This window comes from Fulvivirga ligni, from assembly GCF_021389935.1.
Lineage (GTDB): Bacteria > Bacteroidota > Bacteroidia > Cytophagales > Cyclobacteriaceae > Fulvivirga > Fulvivirga ligni.
In genome coordinates this window covers 3912504-3929883 of record NZ_CP089979.1, presented here as the reverse complement: position 1 = coordinate 3929883, position 17380 = coordinate 3912504, and the positions used below count along the sequence as shown (strand labels likewise).

General features: G+C 39.2%; 18 protein-coding genes. 10 read left to right on the top strand and 8 right to left on the bottom strand.

From position 1 onward, the window contains the following. Nucleotides 1–9: 9 nt before the first annotated feature. Genes LVD16_RS16695 through LVD16_RS16685 form a run of 3 tightly spaced genes read right to left on the bottom strand, consistent with a single transcriptional unit; the run spans nt 10 to nt 2622 of the window. On the bottom strand, nt 10–690 hold the full coding sequence (locus LVD16_RS16695; protein WP_233769413.1) for a transmembrane-type terpene cyclase: 681 nt from the start codon (nt 688–690) through the stop codon (nt 10–12). 10 nt (nt 691–700) lie between these two features. Next, a complete protein-coding gene (locus LVD16_RS16690) occupies nt 701–1363 on the bottom strand; it encodes a DUF6989 domain-containing protein (protein ID WP_233769412.1) in 663 nt (220 codons plus the stop codon). Nucleotides 1364–1383: 20 nt separating this feature from the next. After that, nucleotides 1384–2622, bottom strand: coding sequence for an oxygenase MpaB family protein (locus LVD16_RS16685; protein ID WP_233769411.1), 1239 nt, complete (start codon nt 2620–2622; stop codon nt 1384–1386). A 187-nt stretch (nt 2623–2809) separates the two neighbouring features. Here LVD16_RS16685 and LVD16_RS16680 point away from each other — a divergent pair, with 187 nt between their 5' ends. The 7 genes from LVD16_RS16680 (at nt 2810) to LVD16_RS16650 (ending at nt 9946) form a co-directional block, all read left to right on the top strand. Then, entirely contained in the window at nt 2810–3001 is a 192-nt protein-coding gene (locus LVD16_RS16680; protein ID WP_233769410.1) for a cold-shock protein, read from the top strand. 178 nt (nt 3002–3179) lie between these two features. Further along, a complete protein-coding gene (locus LVD16_RS16675) occupies nt 3180–4400 on the top strand; it encodes an ATP-grasp domain-containing protein (protein ID WP_233769409.1) in 1221 nt (406 codons plus the stop codon). Nucleotides 4401–4433: 33 nt separating this feature from the next. Next, the gene (locus LVD16_RS16670; RefSeq protein WP_233769408.1) at nt 4434–6419 is read left to right on the top strand and encodes a hypothetical protein; all 1986 of its coding nucleotides are present in this window, start codon (nt 4434–4436) and stop codon (nt 6417–6419) included. Next, nucleotides 6413–7570 (top strand): alanine racemase, encoded by a 1158-nt coding sequence (gene alr / locus LVD16_RS16665; protein WP_233769407.1) that lies wholly within the window; start codon nt 6413–6415, stop codon nt 7568–7570. The genes LVD16_RS16670 and alr overlap by 7 nt, the downstream gene beginning before the upstream one ends. Nucleotides 7571–7598: 28 nt before the next feature. After that, on the top strand, nt 7599–8198 hold the full coding sequence (locus tag LVD16_RS16660) for a hypothetical protein (protein ID WP_233769406.1): 600 nt from the start codon (nt 7599–7601) through the stop codon (nt 8196–8198). Between the two features lie 7 nt (nt 8199–8205). Next, entirely contained in the window at nt 8206–9180 is a 975-nt protein-coding gene (locus LVD16_RS16655) for an NAD(P)H-quinone oxidoreductase (RefSeq protein ID WP_233769405.1), read from the top strand. 82 nt (nt 9181–9262) lie between these two features. Then, entirely contained in the window at nt 9263–9946 is a 684-nt protein-coding gene (locus LVD16_RS16650) for a histidine phosphatase family protein (RefSeq protein WP_233769404.1), read from the top strand. Here the strand turns inward: LVD16_RS16650 and LVD16_RS16645 are convergent. Then, complete coding sequence (locus tag LVD16_RS16645; RefSeq protein WP_233769403.1) at nt 9943–11487, bottom strand: GH3 family acyl-acid amido synthetase; 1545 nt, start codon at nt 11485–11487, stop codon at nt 9943–9945. The two genes, LVD16_RS16650 and LVD16_RS16645, sit on opposite strands and share 4 nt — an antisense overlap. Nucleotides 11488–11646: 159 nt before the next feature. Between LVD16_RS16645 and LVD16_RS16640 the strand changes: the two genes are divergently transcribed. Further along, nucleotides 11647–12852, top strand: coding sequence for a BaiN/RdsA family NAD(P)/FAD-dependent oxidoreductase (locus tag LVD16_RS16640; RefSeq protein ID WP_233769402.1), 1206 nt, complete (start codon nt 11647–11649; stop codon nt 12850–12852). 100 nt (nt 12853–12952) lie between these two features. After that, nucleotides 12953–13717: a peroxide stress protein YaaA gene (gene yaaA, locus LVD16_RS16635; RefSeq protein WP_233769401.1), complete on the top strand. Its 765-nt coding sequence runs from the start codon at nt 12953–12955 to the stop codon at nt 13715–13717. Nucleotides 13718–13909: 192 nt separating this feature from the next. Here yaaA and LVD16_RS16630 read toward each other — a convergent pair whose 3' ends face one another. Continuing rightward, nucleotides 13910–14359, bottom strand: a complete 450-nt coding sequence (locus LVD16_RS16630; protein ID WP_233769400.1) for a sll1863 family stress response protein — start codon at nt 14357–14359, stop codon at nt 13910–13912. A gap of 260 nt (nt 14360–14619) precedes the next feature. Between LVD16_RS16630 and LVD16_RS16625 the strand changes: the two genes are divergently transcribed. Beyond that, nucleotides 14620–14835 carry a YtxH domain-containing protein gene (locus tag LVD16_RS16625; RefSeq protein WP_233769399.1) on the top strand — a complete coding sequence of 72 codons (216 nt, stop codon included), beginning with the start codon at nt 14620–14622 and terminating at the stop codon, nt 14833–14835. Between the two features lie 75 nt (nt 14836–14910). On the opposite strand, the gene LVD16_RS16620 is transcribed toward LVD16_RS16625, so the two are convergent. From LVD16_RS16620 to LVD16_RS16610, 3 genes are all read right to left on the bottom strand, one after another. Next, nucleotides 14911–15585, bottom strand: coding sequence for an alpha/beta hydrolase family protein (locus LVD16_RS16620; RefSeq protein WP_233769398.1), 675 nt, complete (start codon nt 15583–15585; stop codon nt 14911–14913). An 82-nt stretch (nt 15586–15667) separates the two neighbouring features. Continuing rightward, nucleotides 15668–15907: a hypothetical protein gene (locus tag LVD16_RS16615; RefSeq protein ID WP_233769397.1), complete on the bottom strand. Its 240-nt coding sequence runs from the start codon at nt 15905–15907 to the stop codon at nt 15668–15670. A gap of 64 nt (nt 15908–15971) precedes the next feature. Further along, nucleotides 15972–17150, bottom strand: coding sequence for a sensor histidine kinase (locus tag LVD16_RS16610; RefSeq protein ID WP_233769396.1), 1179 nt, complete (start codon nt 17148–17150; stop codon nt 15972–15974). Nucleotides 17151–17380 lie beyond the last annotated feature (230 nt).

The following is a 17380-nucleotide window of genomic DNA, read 5'->3' as shown; positions in this document are numbered from 1 at the left end:
TATACTCGCTTATTGCGATTTCATCTTAAGCAATGGTATATAAACTACATCCAGAATGAATACCACAATGGTGGTAAACTGCAAAAAGTGCATATCCGGATAATGTATAAATACAAACACGCTCATAAGAGCATTACCTAACATCTTACACCAGGCATTAGTGAGAGAGTAGCCTTGCTTAAAATTGCTAGACAAAAAGAAAATGCTATACAAGGAAGCCATGATAATCGTAATGATGTAGGCCGATGTGGCTCCCATGCTAGTATCATAACCTTCTTTAATAAAGAAATAAAACCCAAATGTCCACAATAAGACTGAGGCCAATTCTATGGGTTTAAAATATTTTTTCAACAGTGGTGTACTGATCTGTTTATCGCCATAACGCAGTACGTTATAGAAGATAAACACGTCTAATATAAACCATATTCTAAGCCCCCAAACAAAGAGTAGGCCCATGTCCGTAGTAAACAAAAAGCCCCAGGCAAACTCCCACGCCAGATTGGAAGCGGCTGCAGGCACTGGCATTTCCACGTATTTATTCTTAATGCTATTTCTGATGATGATCACATATACCACCACCCAGAAAATAGTGCCTATAAATACCAATGCAAGCTCTGTAATACTATAATCACAGATATTGATAATCTTACTAAACTCAGGGTATTCTGCACAAAGATTGTTGCTCTCCATGATACTTTAATTAAGCTACAATGTTATAAGCAATCACCGCACTCAGGTAAATCCACACACCTTGAATGATTCCAGCTATCAATGAATATCCCATATTCTTTCCTGCTATCCATTTGGTTAAAAATGGCAAGGATGCTGATAGGAGCGCTTCACATAAAATGATGTAGTAAGGTGCATTAAAGAGCATTTTACAATCCTGATAGTACCACCAGTTGGCATCCTTAGCCAAGTGTTCATAAAGAGGAATGTAAAACCCACCTGAAATGGTGATGACAGCTGCAGCTACCCATACGCCTTTCTTATCAGTAAGCAAAAGCGCATAATAACCCAATTGAGCCAAGGCAATGGCCCAGGAGAAAGGCATATAATAAGGTGAGTTAACTATAATTCCTTCATGCGCTGGGTATATCAGCGTCTTTATCACCGATACACTATAATGATCCGCCCACAGCTCCAGAACACCGGCTACAAAGCCAAAAATCATTAATTTCTTAATTAAATCGTTCTTTTTCAGAAACGCATAAATGGCATACACTACAAATGAACCCACTGTAATAATGTAAGCATATAGCGGCCCGGCATGGAGTAAAGAACTAGCTACAGACCATAAAACCATAATGGCCTGTGTTATAACAATGAAATAGGTTGTTTGCTTATTAGGTGTGTTGATCATGAATGTTAATTGAGTAAAGTTTAAAAAGTATAAGGAGTAGTTATTTCCTCGTTAAGCTTCCAATCATCCTGTAGAGAAGGAGGGATTGAAAATCTCACATTTTTGTTATCATTAAAATGGTGTAAAAATCCCTGGAGCACCTTTCTGTTCAGGTAGCAGCTAATTCCAAAAATGATTTTACTGTGATCACCCACTTTACCCATATCTCTAAAAAACAGATCACATAATTTCAGCATCACCTTATCTCTAAGTTGGTCACCTTCGCGCACGCCCAGAGCGGCAGCTATATCTAAGCCGATAGCTTCAGACACATCTTGCGAAAAGTACCAGATCATATACTCAGGCATCTCATCGAACAAATTGCCAGGTATGATGCTATTTAAAAAATCTATACATGCCTTAGTTAACTCCTTGCCATGATCCGACGCCTTAGCCTGATGTTTCATGATGGCCACACCTATATTCCAACCTTCTGCATAATCATCAGTTAAAAACAAATCTTCTACACCCATCAGATAGCCAATTACCTTCCAGGCGTGCATATATCCTTTAATCTTGGCATCACTAAGCTCAATGTTCATTTGCTGAAGACCTTTCAGCACTAATGGCCCAAAGGACATCAGCGTACCAGCCAGATCCTCCTGATTAATAGGCTTACCCAAAGTATCAGCATTCCAGCCTTTTGGGTTATATCTTTCATGTTGTATAAAATAGCGAATAGAAGCGTGTATCAACCTTACCTTTTGGATGGTTATGATGCCATTTCCCGTTGGAGACATTCCTCCCGGAGCCAGGGCATTCATAATCATCTGAGATGTTTCCATGAGCCTTCTCGCCAAAGGATTAAGAGAACCGCTACGCTCAGTAAGTCTGCCCGTCATGTAAAGTACTTCAGCTCCATTGCTACAGGCATAGCAAAGTGGCAGTGACTTTACATTTAGTATCATTGAAATCTCAGGGCCGTATTCGCTAAACACGGCTTCACCTTGAGCTATTAAAACAGGATCTGCCCATGAAGGCAGATGAGAAGTTTCATCAAAATAATTAACTAACAGCTGTGAGATGGGATCAGGCAAGCTGGAAAAAGCTTCACCATCGAAGCCATTAGTTCTTACCAGTGTATAAAAAATATCATTGATTTTCTCTTCATATCCTGATTCGATAATTTGAGCAACAACCTGATCAGCAATAGGATCCGTAAGACTTCGCTTACTTTCCAGCACTGCATCAGTCAGGTGCAGAGCACATTCATTGGGCATTAGTTGATAGTTTTGTAATGTATATAAATGCCTAATATAATAGAATAAAGAACTTCTTGGTACAGTTTTTCAGAAAATTAATGACGTGAAAAACAAAAGTCAAAATATAAATTAAAATATAAATACTTAATTCTCTTTGAGAGCTTGATTTTTATCATACCTTTGGGTCCAATAACAATATTTAATAATGAAAGAAGGAAAAATTAAGTTCTTCAACGACTCAAAAGGATATGGGTTTGTGAAGGACAACGAAGACAACCAAGAGTATTTTGTGCACATCTCAGGATTAGTAGACGAAGTTGGTGAGAATGACGAGGTGACATTTGAATTACAAGAAGGTCGTAAAGGTTTGAATGCAGTTAATGTTAGATTAGTATAATTATCAATATATATTAAAGTATTAACATTTGAGGAAGCCGACAGTATCTGTCGGCTTTTTTTTATGCCCAATTTTTACCCATAAAACGGAAAAATCCAAATTTTTCGGAACATTACACTCCTTTAAACCCTTAGTAATAGTAGAAAATAGATTATTAGAACCAAAAAATAAGACAATCATGGCTAAGTGTTTTGCGCTTATGGGCTGGAGTTTGCCTGTAATAGAAAGCATGCAAAAACTCAACAAACCATTTGTAGTAGTATCATTTCCGGACTTTGCTAATTACGCAGAAGAGAATAACATCCCTTTCGTGCCTTACCAGCTTAACGAATGGAGTGATAGTTCTAACAGTTTAGATCTTCTTGAAAAACTTAAACCTTATAATGTAGATGTAGCTGTTCCACTTTTCGAAGAAACTGTAGAATGGGCAGGGGCTTTGAATTCAATGTATAGAGGTGACCCAAGAGTTTTAAACCGTGCCTTCCTATTTAGAAATAAAGCAATGATGAAAAGAAAGGCTTTAATAGGAGGACTCAGAGTAGGGCTATTTGAAGAAGTGTACAATAAAGAGGGTGTTAAAGCTTTCATGAAAAGGCTTAATGAGGCCAACCTTCAGGTAGACGGTGAAGAAGATAGCTGGGTGCATATAAAACCTTTCGCTTCTGCAGGAACGGTAGGCCACCGCTTGCTACGCTCCATGGAGGACATTGACAATAAAGTGTTAGACGAAGATTTTCCATGTCTGGCAGAAAGTCACTTGTCAGGTCAGGAGTTTTCATGCGAGGCCTTCGTACATGGAGGTAAAGTTAGATTTCTAAATATTACAGAATACGTGAAGCTAGGTTATTCTAACTTCATTCCTGAAGGAAACTATCTGCATACCAAAAGAGATCAGATACTACAGGAAGTACAGAAACTAGTAGACATATTTGGCATTGAATACGGCATGGTACACCCAGAGTGGTTCCTTACCGATAAAAATGAAATAAGCTTTGGAGAGACTGCATGTAGAATTCCTGGTGGTCATATTCTGGAACTAGCAGCTAAAGCGTATGATTTTGATGCTCTGGCAGCCTTCGTTCAGATTCATGATCCGAATCTTACTGAAGAGGAGCTTCAGGAAATATTGCCTCCTATGGATGCCAGACCTAAAACATTCTACGGAAACGTAATGATTTACCCTCACAAAAACTCTATTTCCAAACTGGAGATACCTGAAGAGTTAAAAGAGGAATCTTACTTCCTGGATCATAACCTGGTACCACCATTATCAACACAGAAAATCAGTGATAGATCTGGTTTCGGTAATCACTTTGGTACCGTAAACTTTAAAGGTGAAGATCCTGATAGAATGCGAGAACTACTCTTGCATTATGAGAATGTTGACTTCTATTTATAATAAAAGCAAACAAAATTAATGGTGGAAAATGGAATGATCCAACAATCATATGATCGGTTGGCAGAGGTCTTAAATGAGCTCAAAGAGGCCACTAAACTTACCAGAGGCGACAAAGCCACTAAGTTTATGAGCCAAATAGATTTAATAGTCGATACTCATGAGGGTATCGACTTTGTTTATAATAAGATTGAGGAGATTACTCAGGCAGGAATCTTCGAAGATACAGCATGGAATAATACTGATAAACTAGTGCCATCATTAGTAAATGGCACTTATAAAAGTGGGCATCCCAGCTCTACGATTGAGCTTCTGAGTGAGTTAAGAATCTTGGCCATAAGCGAAGGACGAATGGCTGACCAGGCTTTTAATACCCGAGATGCCTCCAATTATCTGGAAGAAGTGTTAGTTGCCAATCTGGAATTCGTGTTTAATGAACCGCTTGAAGAAACCAGATTAATGATGAGTGAGCATGAACTAAAAAAGGTGCATGCGCTTTTCAATTTCCTTTCTGAAAGAATTCATCTGGATGGAATCAAAAGTAAACTGGTTGAAGAGCTAACATTAATTTGTGAACAAAGGCCAGTTGTTACAGAGAAGCAGAGAAAGATCATAGCGCTCATCAATGAAAAAATGGATTTGGACAAAGACAAACCACTTGATGCTGAGCTATTGAACTTTCAAAACAGCATCTATTGTCCAACAGCTGGCACTGTAAATAGATCTTTAAAAGCATATAAGGATTACCTGAAGAGTATTGATGAACAAGATCTTCTGCGAGAAGCCGGTGAGGCAGCTAATTATATGCTGCGATTCGGTTTAGTGAGTCCTTTTCATGGTTTACTGCTACTTTACTTGGTGAAGAATGAATATCATAAGGTGGTGCCAGTATGCTTAGGAGTAAGTGCAGTGGGAGAGGCAAAATGGTACCAATATCAGGATTATCTTTCTGAGCTCATCTTAGAAACAGTAAGGCCATATAATTGCCAGTGCATTTATGGACTGAGTAATATGATGGAGAAAGGAACTATTGGCAGGGATGCTGTAAGATCAGGCCTCTCTAACATCAGGACTATAAAGCTGCATCCTAAAGTAGAGGCCAGGATACTTAAATCTAACATAGAAAGAGATCCTGACGAAAAGATTACAGCCCTTCAATACCTGGTTGGCGCGCTGATAAGAGTGCTAGGTCAGCCGTTAGGGGTGGGGCAGGGTAACAATCCCACCTGCCAGTCGGCCAGAGGTATAAGCATGTGGAGTCAGCATGCCCCGGCCAAGTTAATTAATCTGGTAATGACTGCAGCAACCCATAACGACCTGACATTCAGGTTTGAAGGCCAGGAAATAACGGCATCGCTTGTGGGAAAAGGATTAGTGCAGAAGCTGGATTATAATCTCGATTCTGTTTCAGTAGTGCTTGTAGGTATGCTAGACAAAATCTACAATGAGATGATGCTACGTGCCTCAGGAAGAATGGAAGACCCGCATAAATGGGTAAACCCGGCACTTTATGGACAGTGGATACAAGTAGGCTTTGCATCAGCTTATGACAATAGATATAATGCTATAGTGGATTTCAAAGGTTTTGTTAAGATCTTTTACGCTACTTCGCACCCAGATTTTAATGGAAACCATCAAATTATGTATCCTAATCCGGTGGGTATTTTTGTTACTACCTCTACGGGAAAAATGCTTGGTTTCCATGCCGTATCGCTGTTAAGAGTAGACAAAGATTCCAAAGGAGAAATGAGGGTGTATTTCCTTAATCCGAATAATGAAGGCCGTCAAGACTGGGGGCAAGGCATTAAACCATCAGTGTATGGCAATGGTGAACAACATGGTGAATCTTCACTCCCTATTCATCAGTTTGCAGCCAGACTTTATGCCTTTCATTATAATACCTTAGAAGCTGAAAACCGCATACACGATGTGCCCGACACAGAGGTAGAAAGAGTAGAAAAATTGGCTAGAAATAGCTGGGGAGAATCATATCAATGGATAGAAACTTCAAAAAAATGGTAAAACATTCATCACGAATATATTTAAATCAATCCGCCTTAAAGGGCAATTTTAACTTTATAAGAAAGAAAGTAGGCAAGAACGTAAGGATTTCATCCGTGGTAAAGGCCAACGCCTACGGACATGGCATAGGAACATTTGTACCCATGGCTGAAAAGTGTGGTGTAAATCACTTTGCCACGGCCAGTGCTTTTGAAGCTGAAGAAGTGCTGGAATGCCGCAATGAAGATAGTAGTATCATGATCATGGGTATTTTATATAATGAAGATATGAAATGGGCAGTTGAAAATGATATTGAGTTTTACGTATACAATTATGATAAACTCGAAAAGGCCCTGGAAGCTGCCAAAAATGTTGGCAAAGCGGCTAAAATTCATTTAGAAGTAGAGACCGGTGCTAATCGCACGGGCATGCAGGCCAGTGAATTTGGAAAAGCACTAACCTTCTTGAAGAAAAACAAAGATCATCTGATCTTCGAAGGACTATGCACCCATTTTGGCGGAGCAGAAAGCCTATCCAATCAATTTAAAATCGATTCTCAGCACTCCAAATACAAGGATTTTCTAAAAATCTGCAAGTCAAAGGATCTAATGCCGAACTTTAAACATATCGCTTGCTCAGCCGCTGCCTTAGCTTATGAAGACACCTTGTACGATATGGTTAGAATAGGCGTGGCTCAATATGGTTTTTGGCCAAGCCCGGACATTTACTATATGCACCTTCAACAAAGCAATAAACAAAAGGAAACAGCCCTTAAGCGTATTTTTAATTGGAAAACCGACATTATGGATTTAAGGTCGGTGAAAACAGGTGAGTTCATCGGTTATGGCACGGCCTTTCAAGCTACTCAAGACATGCGTGTGGCGGTTTTGCCACTAGGTTATTCCAATGGATACCCAAGAGCATTGTCTAATAGAGGCCACGTTTTAATAGGAGGAAAAAAAGCACCCATAGTCGGATTGATCAATATGAACCTGTTTATGGTAGACGTATCACACATTCCTGACGTAAATGTAGGCGATGAAGTGGTGCTTATTGGCCGCCAGAACAATAATGTGATCAATATCAGCTCCTTTACAGACTTCACGCAATTGTTAAATAATGAAATGCTGAGCCGTTTACCGGCAGCTATACCGCGAGAACCTGCTAATTAATGGCATATTTATTGAATCAATAAGTGTTATGAACCTAGAAGATAAAACCACGCAATACACTAACTTTGAGTTAGAGCAATTTGCTGCCAATAAGATAATTCCAGATACCCTAAGAACAGAGATTTTGACGGCACTGTCATATTATCCTGAGCTGGTAGATGTGAAGATAAGGTTCGTGTTTAAAGACAATATTAAGAGGTCATTTATGCAGGCTCAGCCGGTAATAGGAAGCATGTTTGGAAGAAGAGCCAATAGAGAATATGTGATCTTTATGAGTAGATACTTTAAAATCGGTCATGAGAAAATCTTTATTCATGCCTTGCCATTTGACGTTATTCTTGGCTGGATTGGGCATGAGTTGGGGCATGTAATGGACTACATGGGCAGAGGACTTTTTTCTATGATCAAATTCGGTATAGGATACTTAATATCAAGGGCTTATATCATTGGAGCCGAGCGTGTAGCTGATACTTATGCTATACAGCACGGTTTGGCAGATAAGATTATTACCACTAAAAACTTTATACTCAACCATTCTGATCTACCAGAAAAGTACAAGGCCAAAATCAAGAGGCTATACATGCCCCCTGAAGAGGTCATGATGATGGTAGAAGCCAAAACTTCTTAAAACAATTGTGAAAGTAATAAGCATAACACAACCAGGCGCTGCCGAGGTACTTGCCCTTCAGGAAAGAGACATACCGGAGATAAAAGAAAATGAAGTTTTAATAAGCGTAAAAGCCGCAGGGGTCAATCGGCCGGACATCATTCAGAGAGAAGGTAAATACCCAGCTCCTGATGGCGTACCAGCAGATATCCCAGGGCTTGAAGTGGCCGGTGTTATTGATGAAAGTAATCACCCCAGATGGAAGGTGGGCGACAAAGTGTGTGCATTACTATCAGGTGGAGGCTATTCGGAATTTGTAAAAGTGTCTGGTGATCAGTGCCTTCCTGTGCCTGAGGGACTAAGCTTTATTGAGGCAGCTTCCTTGCCTGAAACCTACTTTACCGTGTGGACTAACATATTTGATATTGGGCAATTTCAATCTGGCAACAGCGTGCTGGTACACGGCGGCACTTCTGGTATTGGAGTAGCTGCTGTACAGATGGTTAGTGCCATGGGAGGAAAAGTGTTTACCACAGTGGGAAGTAGCGAAAAGGCTGACTTCGTTAGCAAATTAGGCGCCGAGTTGGCCATCAACTACAAAGTGGATGACTTTGAGTCAGAAATTAAAGAACATACTCATAAGAAGGGAGTTAATATAATACTTGATATGATTGGAGGTGATTATACAGCCAAGAATATCAACCTTTTACAAGTAGAGGGAAAACTGATTATGATTAATGCTATGCAAGGCAGAATGGGACAAGTAGACTTACTGAAAGTAATGAGTAAGCGCTTAACGGTGACTGGTTCTACCTTACGACCCAGAGATAGTGATTTCAAAAAAGCCATTGCTAACAACCTGGAGAAGCACATCTGGCCACTTTTGGCAGATCAGACAATCATACCTGTGGTATATGACGAGTTTCCTCTGGAAGAAGCTGCTGAGGCCCATCGCATGATGGAATCCAGCCAGCATATTGGTAAAATTATTCTAACGGTTTAATGTTTTTATTGTGATAACACCTCGCGCATTGTGCCAATCAGTAGTCTTAGTCATCATTAGCGTAGTAATTTCTGTATCAGCAATGGCTCAAAAAAAAGTTAGCTTAAAATATGTGAAGGACTACTACCAAAAACAGTCCATAGACTCTTGCATAGTGCCTTTTTATGACTCTACAAAAAATGTTGACCAAATCATTCTTATCAGGCATGGCCAGCCAGATGTAACCAGAGGTGGATGGAGAAATAGGGATGAGGCCGTTATTTTCACCGAAGTGTATGACAGTGTTGGCGTATTATCATTTAAACCTATGCCTCTTTGTCCTGATAATCTTAGAACAGACCGTGTTTACTACAGTAACATTCCAAGGGCAAGAAACACTGCTGAGCGAATCTTCGAAGACAAATATGATATGATTGAAGACGCTCGTTTTCGTGAATTTGAAAGGAAAGTAATGCCTTTTTTTAACATTAAAATGCCACTAGGATGGTGGCTGGGCAACTCTAGAATACTCTGGATCCTGGGGTTTAATGATAAAGGAATAGAAACTTTTAAAGAAGCCCGACAAAGAGCCAAGGAAAACGCTCACTATTTAGAACAAAAGGCTGATAAAGAGCACTTAGTAATATTAGTAGCCCATGGTTTTCATAATAAATACGTAGCTAAATATCTTAGAAAAATGGGCTGGGTGCAAGTAAGAAAAGGCGGTAAGCATTATACCGCCGTTAATATTCTGGCAAGGGAAATTGAAGAGGTAGATGAGGATTAACTCACTACCATCTTTGCTTTAGACTTGGCAAATTCTTCCCATTCAGCAAACTCGTCTTCTTTCATCACTCTTGGGGTTTTTACCTGACCTCCTTTTTTCTTCTTGGTCTCATTCCAGGCATAAAACACTTCTGGATTTACCACTTCTACTTCCACTCCGGTCAAAGCCTTGCCTCTGGCAACACCGTAGTTTTTATTGGCACTCTTTAAGTGCTCATCGATAGCTTTCGCTAAAATCTTATTATCCTGAGTATCATCTGAGCCGAGATACCATTTATGTATATATTCGCCATTTACTCTGGTTGCAGCCACAGTAAACTCCTGAATGGTCATATTATATTCTTCTTCCACGTGCTGAATAGCAGCATTCATCTTATCAACAGATAGCTGAGATCCAACCACATTTAGAAAATGCTTAGTTCTTCCGGTAATAACAATTTCTTGCCTTTCCTTATCTGTGAACTTAATGGTGTCGCCAATTAGATATCTCCAGGCACCTGAAACTGTAGAGATCACTAATGCGTAATCTACCTCTTCTTCCACTTCATCTAATGTTACGGTTGGAGCGTCTGATTTCACTTCTCCAGTTGCATCTAAGTATTCGGGCTTGAATGGCACAAACTCGAAGTAAATTCCGTTACCTGTGGCCAGTTGCATGGCCATTTGATTTTCCTGAGGCCTGGTTTGAAGGGCCATGAACCCCTCTGAAGCAAGATAAGTGTCAATATAGATCACAGGCTTGCCCATGAGCTTATCAAAGTTTTTTCTATAAGGCTCAAACGCTACACCACCTGAAGTATAAACTGTGAGATTAGGCCATATCTCATGTATGTTATTCAAATTATTATGTTCTATAACCTTTTTCAACATTAATTCTATCCAAGATGGAATACCTGATATAGCTCCAATATCCCAATTATGTGCATTTTCAGCAATCTGCTGAACGCGCTCATCCCAATCTTCTATACTCGATATCTGATCTCCTGGCTTGTAATATCCTTTAAACCAAAATGGTATGTTACTCGCACTGATCCCGCTAATCTCACCTTCCTCAAATTCACCGTTTTGATGTAGGTCAGTACTACTACCCAGCATCATGATCTCCTTTTCGAAAAACTCAGTAGGCAGATCAAAATGAGACATGCTTGTAATTTGAAGAATAGCGGCTTGACGAATAGAGGCCAACATCTCATCAGTTACAGGAATACGTTTGCTGTGGCTACCGGTAGTTCCTGAACTTAGAGCCAAATAATCGGGCTTACCCGGCCAGGTAACGTCTTCGTGTCCATCCTGAATTTTATGCCACCAGTCTTCATGGATTTTGGCATAATTGTGCAATGGAATTTTAGCAGCAAAAGCCTTTTCCATGTTATCACTGGCTAAGATTTCCTCAAAGCCATAGTGCTTCCCAAATTCGGTATCCTTAGCGGTTTCAAGTAAATTTTTAAGCGTGTGCTTTTGAGCGTCATGATCTGGTAAGTCATCTGTGAACTTATCCTTGATGTCAATCGCAGTTTTGATTAGAGTTCCTAGTACGGCCATTTGTAATATAAAGTATTGTTTTACTGCGGATAGTGCTAAAACCTTGCCTGATGGGAAAACTTATCTAAAGCATAATTCTAAATGAATCAGATCTAAGAAGCGTAGACTATTTTCCCAAAATGTGGTTATTTTGCAACTTTTTACATGTAAACCTGTCAAATGAAGATTGCCATAATAGGAGGGGGAGCGGCCGGATTTTTTGCTGCTATTTCAGCCAAAGAACATCATCCGTCAGCTGAAGTAACTATTTATGAAAAGACCTCTAAAGTATTAGCAAAGGTAAAAGTATCTGGTGGTGGCAGGTGTAATGTAACGCATGCTTGCCTTAATAATGTGCAGCTCTCAAAATTCTACCCCAGAGGAGAGAAGCTATTAAAAAAGGCCTTTGGGCAGTTTGCCGTGCAAGATACTATTAATTGGTTCGAAGCACGTGGAGTGGAACTGAAGACCGAAGCTGATAACCGCATGTTTCCGGTAACTAATGATTCTCAAACCATAATAGATTGTCTACTGGCAGAAACGCGAAAGCTTGATATTAAAATAAGCCTTAAAACTGATATTCGCGAGATAGAAATTGACAACAACGGGTTCGCATTAAAAACTGATAATCAAGACTATAATGTAAGTAAAGTCATTGTTACCACTGGTGGCAGCCCGAAGGCAAGCGGCTTACAATGGCTTGCAGATTTGGGTCATTCTATTGAAACTCCGGTACCGTCACTCTTCACTTTTAATATGCCGGGGGAGCCTATTAAGGAACTTATGGGATTAGCCGTACCGCATGCCACCGCAAAGGTTCAAGGTTCAAAACTAAAAGCTGAAGGTCCGGCACTGGTAACCCATTGGGGTATGAGCGGCCCGGCGGTGCTCAAGCTGTCGGCTTTTGGTGCTCGTGAACTAGCTGATAAGGGCTATAAGTTTAATGTTCAAATTAATTGGCCATCTCTTGCGGAAAATGATTTGAGGACTCAGCTCTCAGCATATCAGGAAAAACACCATAAGAAGAAAGTGATCAATGGAAATCCTGTGGACATACCAGCTCGATTGTGGGAATTTTTGCTGAATAAAATAGAACTGAGAGAAGATATCCAGTGGGGTGAACTAGGAGGGAAGAGCATGAATAAAATGGTTAATATCATCGTTAATGATACTTACCAAACTCATGGAAAAACCACCTTTAAAGAAGAGTTTGTTACCTGTGGCGGCATAAGCCTGCAAGACATAAGCCCAGCCAGCATGCAGAGTAAGAAGGTGCCGGGGATGTACTTTGCCGGAGAGGTTTTAGATATTGATGGGGTTACAGGAGGTTTTAACTTTCAGGCCGCCTGGACCACAGGTTTTATCGCAGGTAAGTTATTGGAATAACTGCTATAGACAGAACCTGTTATGCCATAGATAACAACTATTCATTCTAATTGGAGAACATTGCTGGTTGTCCTAGTTTTACACAAAAAATAGATAGATAATGATTGCCATAGTATCTCCGGCAAAAACGCTGGATTTTGAAACTCCATATACATTAGAGCCCACATTGCCAAGATTCCAAAAGGAAGCACTTCAGTTGATTGCTGTACTGAAAGAGAAAAGTGAAAAAGACATTGAATCTCTCATGAGCATCAGTGAAAAATTAGCTACGTTAAATGTGGAGCGCTATCACAATTTCACCAAAAAGAAGAATCCAGCACATTCAAAGCCTGCCATGCTGGCGTTTCAGGGAGATGTTTATCAAGGACTAGAAGCTGACACCTTCAGTGATAAAGAAGTGGCTTTTGCACAAGATCATTTTAGAATACTCTCAGGACTTTATGGAATACTAAGGCCATTAGATCTCATTCAGCCTTATAGACTGGAAATGGGAACACATCTAAAGGTAGGAGAGAATAAAAACCTATATGAATTTTGGAAAGATGTGGTTGCTAAGACTCTTAATAAAGACTTAAAAAACCAGGGCGATAAAGTATTAGTGAATCTAGCCTCTGTGGAGTATTTCAAATCAGTAGATAAAGATCAGCTGAAAGGGAAGATTATTGATGTAGATTTTAAAGATTTCAAATCTGGCCAATATAAGATTATATCTTTTTATGCGAAGAAGGCCAGAGGTCTTATGGCCAGGTATATAATAAAAAATCAAATTTCTAAGGTTGAAGACCTTAAGGGATTTGATTATGAAGGTTATTGGTACGATGAGAAGGAATCTACCGATTCTTTGCTAGCCTTTAAACGAGACTAGTAATATAGATCTTTGTTATAGTTATGAATTCTATATAACAAGATTCCTAAGCTGGCAAGCAGAAAGATATATGTCCAGTTGCCCATTTCACAGCCAACATACAAGATGCCCCATAATAAGGACAGAATTAACGGTAGTGGAACAAATAACTTTAACATATATCTTTCTTTAAATTACCTTTCAATCTATTTCTTAAACATTATCATTATCACCCTCGAAGAAGTCTTCCACTTCTTGAGCAGCTTTACCTACAGCACTTTTAGCTTCATTAAATCCTTTCTTAATATCGGCTTTAGTGTTATCCCAGTTACTTTCAGTAGATTTCTCTACATCATTTAACTCTTCTTTAAGCTCTTCTCTTTTATCTTTAAGGTTATCGATTAGGTCTTCGTATCTATCTTCAGCTTCATCAGATAATTCCTCTGCATCAGATTTTCTTCTTTCTTGAAACTTATCAATCTTAGCATCCACTTCATCAATTTCAGCTTTGATCTCAGCTTTCAACTCATCTCTTTCTCTTTCAAAGTCAGCCATGGTAATATCATCTGCATCATCATGGTCTTCAGACTTCTGTGCGGGTTCACAGGCAAATAGTATTGAAGATACAATTACACCCATGCTCAATAGTTTCAATAATTTCATATTCATGTTTGGTTTTAGTTTCATACCCAAACATTAAGAAAACTATGTGCCAGATTTAATTGATATCCGTATTTACGGAAATAAGGGCTCTTACGGATTTATTATGTGGTATTTACTACACGTTGGGTGTTCACACTATCCATTTCTTCCACACTTTTATGTGGAATATTGGTGCATCTATTATCGTAGAAATCCGTAAATTGATTTAAACAGTTGGCACATAATTTTCTACCAGAATCACTATCTAAACACACATCATTATGGAAAAAGGTAAAATCATATTAGGAGCCTTATTAGGAGCTGGCGTTGGCGTGCTGGCAGGTGTACTATTTGCGCCTAGAAAAGGGTCTGAAACCCTGCAACTTATAGAAGATACTATAGATAAAAAGTTAGATGACTTCTTCAATAAATCTTCAGAATTGAAAGAAAAGGGTAAGAAGAAAATTGAGAAGGTTGACAAAGAATTAGCTCACTAATTATCTGGTTCGAGTCATTAATTAAATGATGTCTCAAAATGTCTACGCTCTAGAATATTTTGAGACATTTTATTTTTAATCAATTCTACTTTTTATCCAGTGAGCAGAGGCCTCTGCCAGCAAATCAGTAGAAGCTTCTTTACTTACCCCATATTTTTTCAAATAAGTGAAAGAATGATCTGCACCTTCAAAGTATTTTACCTCTGCAAGTTTCAATGGTTTAGTTACTTCATCCAGTAACTCAGGCGTGGCCAATTTATCCCTTGTGCCCTGTAAGTATAACATTGGCACCTTAATATTAGAAAGATGGGCTGCCCTGTCTTTAGAAGGCTTTCCTGGGGGGTGTAGTGGAAAACCATAAAAGATAAGGCCTTTGATAAAATCTTCTGACCATTCGGCAGCAAGCAAAGAGCTCATTCTGCCTCCAAACGATTTGCCAGCCATAAACAGTGGCAATGATGGAAAAGCCTGATGAGCAGCATTGGCTACTTCCATTATAGTTTTAGTAGCCTTTTTGGGTCTATCAGGCATATTTTTACCAGCTTCCATGTAAGGAAACTGATATCTGAGAGATGTGATATTATTGTCTTTAAGCGCTTGCGCCAGAGCCTGCATAAAAGGATGGTGCATTCCGGCTCCGGCACCATGACCAAGAATAATCTGTGCAATAGGTGACTGAGCGTGTGTCCATTCTGCACTTACGGACCCAATTTCTTCACTTATGAATATGGTGGTATTTAAAAGCTGCATAAGGACAAGGTAGGCAATAAAAAAGAGCTGCCAAAATAGCCACTAAAGATAAATGACCTGGCAGCTCCTTCATTAAATATTATTAGTTATTATCTTCATCGTCTCCTTTAAGATCGATGTCAACATCTTTGCTTTCAACTCCAATTTCTTGTTTATCAGCATCAAGCTTAACTTTTACTTTCTCATCTTCTTCAGCTGTAGCATCAGCTTTCACTTCCACCTCTTTAGTCTCGGTATCAGCTGCTTCATTAGTGGTATTGTTACCACAACTCATAACTGCCATAAGGCCTAACGACAACGTGAAAATCTTTAAATACTTCATTTTTGATAATTAGTTTTTGTTTGTGGTTATCAAACACAGAGATGAATAAAAGGTTTTAAAACATTTAAAGTTTTATATAAAATGAAGTCTCTCCATCGGTAGATTTTACAGTAAGATCACCACGATGAGCACGTACAATCTGACGTGACAAACTCAGACCAATCCCTGAGCCCTCCTTTTTGGTGGTGAAGAACGGAACGAAAATATTCTCCATATCTTCAGCTGAAATACCCGGTCCGTTATCTGTGATCTTGATGATAACAGTATCCTGATCCCGAAAGGCTCTAATAATAATCATCGGCTGTTCAGTTTCTCTCAGGGCCTCTTTTGCATTTTTAATGATATTGATTAATACCTGCTCCATAAGTTCGGAATCAAGATATAAGCTAAAATCATCAATTTTTGATTGAACATGGATATGGCTTAAATCTGATTTTAACAATAAAAGAATACCCTCGATAAATGACTTTGAGTTTACAGAAGATAATTGTGGCGGTGGTATATTGGCCAGCTTACTGTATGCATTTACGAAATTAACTAAGCCTTTACTTCGCTTTTCAATAGTGTTGACACCTATTTTAAGATCATTCAAATCCTCTTCATCCAGAGCATTTAAGTCCTTGAGATTTCCATTATCATCGGTGATTAATTGTGTTACCACTGAGGTGAGGGTGGAAATAGGAATAGCACTGTTCTTGATTTCATGTGTGAGTACACGAATCAGCTTTTGCCATGAATCAGCCTCTTGCTCATCTAGTTCCGCCTTAATGTTTTGGAATGACACCAACTTGTGAGGTACTCCTTCCAGCTTGATTTGCTTAGCCGAAATAGAAAGGCTTAAAACCTGGGTATCTAAGGCTAATTTCAAAAGTTCTTTCTCTCCACTGTTCAAGCGCATAACTACCTGAAGAAGAGCTTGATCTATATTGGCTAGCGACTGAACACTTTTCAAATAGGGCGTACCAAATATCTTTTTCCCAGCCTGATTAAGTAGGGTAATCTCATCCGTGTCTTCACGATAGCTGAGCATGGGCACGGTAGAATGCTCTACGATTGCTTTCAGAAAGTGAAAATTGGATTCCTTTTCCGTTCGCAGCTTTTTATATTCTGTGCTTATGGCAGCAAAAGCGTCAGAGAGTTCCAGATCATATTTGTCTTTAATGTGCTTGCTGTAGGTAGTACTAAAATCATTTTGCTTAATACTCACCAGGAAGTTGCTGAGGTCAGCTTTAACACGCTCCATGTATTTGATAGTATTAACCAACAAAATGATAAAAAACAGAAACAGCCAAAAACTTACCAGCCAGAAATAAGTTTGTAGCAATATGTAAAGGCCACTTGCACCCAGTAAAATAAGTACAACTAACCTAATTATTATCTGACTACGGTATGATTGAAATAATCTCATCTGATACGTAAAGCTAACCTAAACAATTATAAAATAGTGGCAAAGCAGTGGGAGATGAGATACAT

Bases quoted from the DNA above. Each gene is read 5' to 3' on its own strand.
- LVD16_RS16695 (WP_233769413.1), bottom strand. From the start codon at position 690: ATGGAGAGCAACAATCTTTGTGCAGAATACCCTGAGTTTAGTAAGATT.
- LVD16_RS16690 (WP_233769412.1), bottom strand. From the start codon at position 1,363: ATGATCAACACACCTAATAAGCAAACAACCTATTTCATTGTTATAACA.
- LVD16_RS16685 (WP_233769411.1), bottom strand. From the start codon at position 2,622: ATGCCCAATGAATGTGCTCTGCACCTGACTGATGCAGTGCTGGAAAGT.
- LVD16_RS16680 (WP_233769410.1), top strand. From the start codon at position 2,810: ATGAAAGAAGGAAAAATTAAGTTCTTCAACGACTCAAAAGGATATGGG.
- LVD16_RS16675 (WP_233769409.1), top strand. From the start codon at position 3,180: ATGGCTAAGTGTTTTGCGCTTATGGGCTGGAGTTTGCCTGTAATAGAA.
- LVD16_RS16670 (WP_233769408.1), top strand. From the start codon at position 4,434: ATGATCCAACAATCATATGATCGGTTGGCAGAGGTCTTAAATGAGCTC.
- alr (WP_233769407.1), top strand. From the start codon at position 6,413: ATGGTAAAACATTCATCACGAATATATTTAAATCAATCCGCCTTAAAG.
- LVD16_RS16660 (WP_233769406.1), top strand. From the start codon at position 7,599: ATGAACCTAGAAGATAAAACCACGCAATACACTAACTTTGAGTTAGAG.
- LVD16_RS16650 (WP_233769404.1), top strand. From the start codon at position 9,263: ATGGCTCAAAAAAAAGTTAGCTTAAAATATGTGAAGGACTACTACCAA.
- LVD16_RS16645 (WP_233769403.1), bottom strand. From the start codon at position 11,487: ATGGCCGTACTAGGAACTCTAATCAAAACTGCGATTGACATCAAGGAT.
- LVD16_RS16640 (WP_233769402.1), top strand. From the start codon at position 11,647: ATGAAGATTGCCATAATAGGAGGGGGAGCGGCCGGATTTTTTGCTGCT.
- yaaA (WP_233769401.1), top strand. From the start codon at position 12,953: ATGATTGCCATAGTATCTCCGGCAAAAACGCTGGATTTTGAAACTCCA.
- LVD16_RS16630 (WP_233769400.1), bottom strand. From the start codon at position 14,359: ATGAAATTATTGAAACTATTGAGCATGGGTGTAATTGTATCTTCAATA.
- LVD16_RS16625 (WP_233769399.1), top strand. From the start codon at position 14,620: ATGGAAAAAGGTAAAATCATATTAGGAGCCTTATTAGGAGCTGGCGTT.
- LVD16_RS16620 (WP_233769398.1), bottom strand. From the start codon at position 15,585: ATGCAGCTTTTAAATACCACCATATTCATAAGTGAAGAAATTGGGTCC.
- LVD16_RS16615 (WP_233769397.1), bottom strand. From the start codon at position 15,907: ATGAAGTATTTAAAGATTTTCACGTTGTCGTTAGGCCTTATGGCAGTT.
- LVD16_RS16610 (WP_233769396.1), bottom strand. From the start codon at position 17,150: ATGGAGCGTGTTAAAGCTGACCTCAGCAACTTCCTGGTGAGTATTAAG.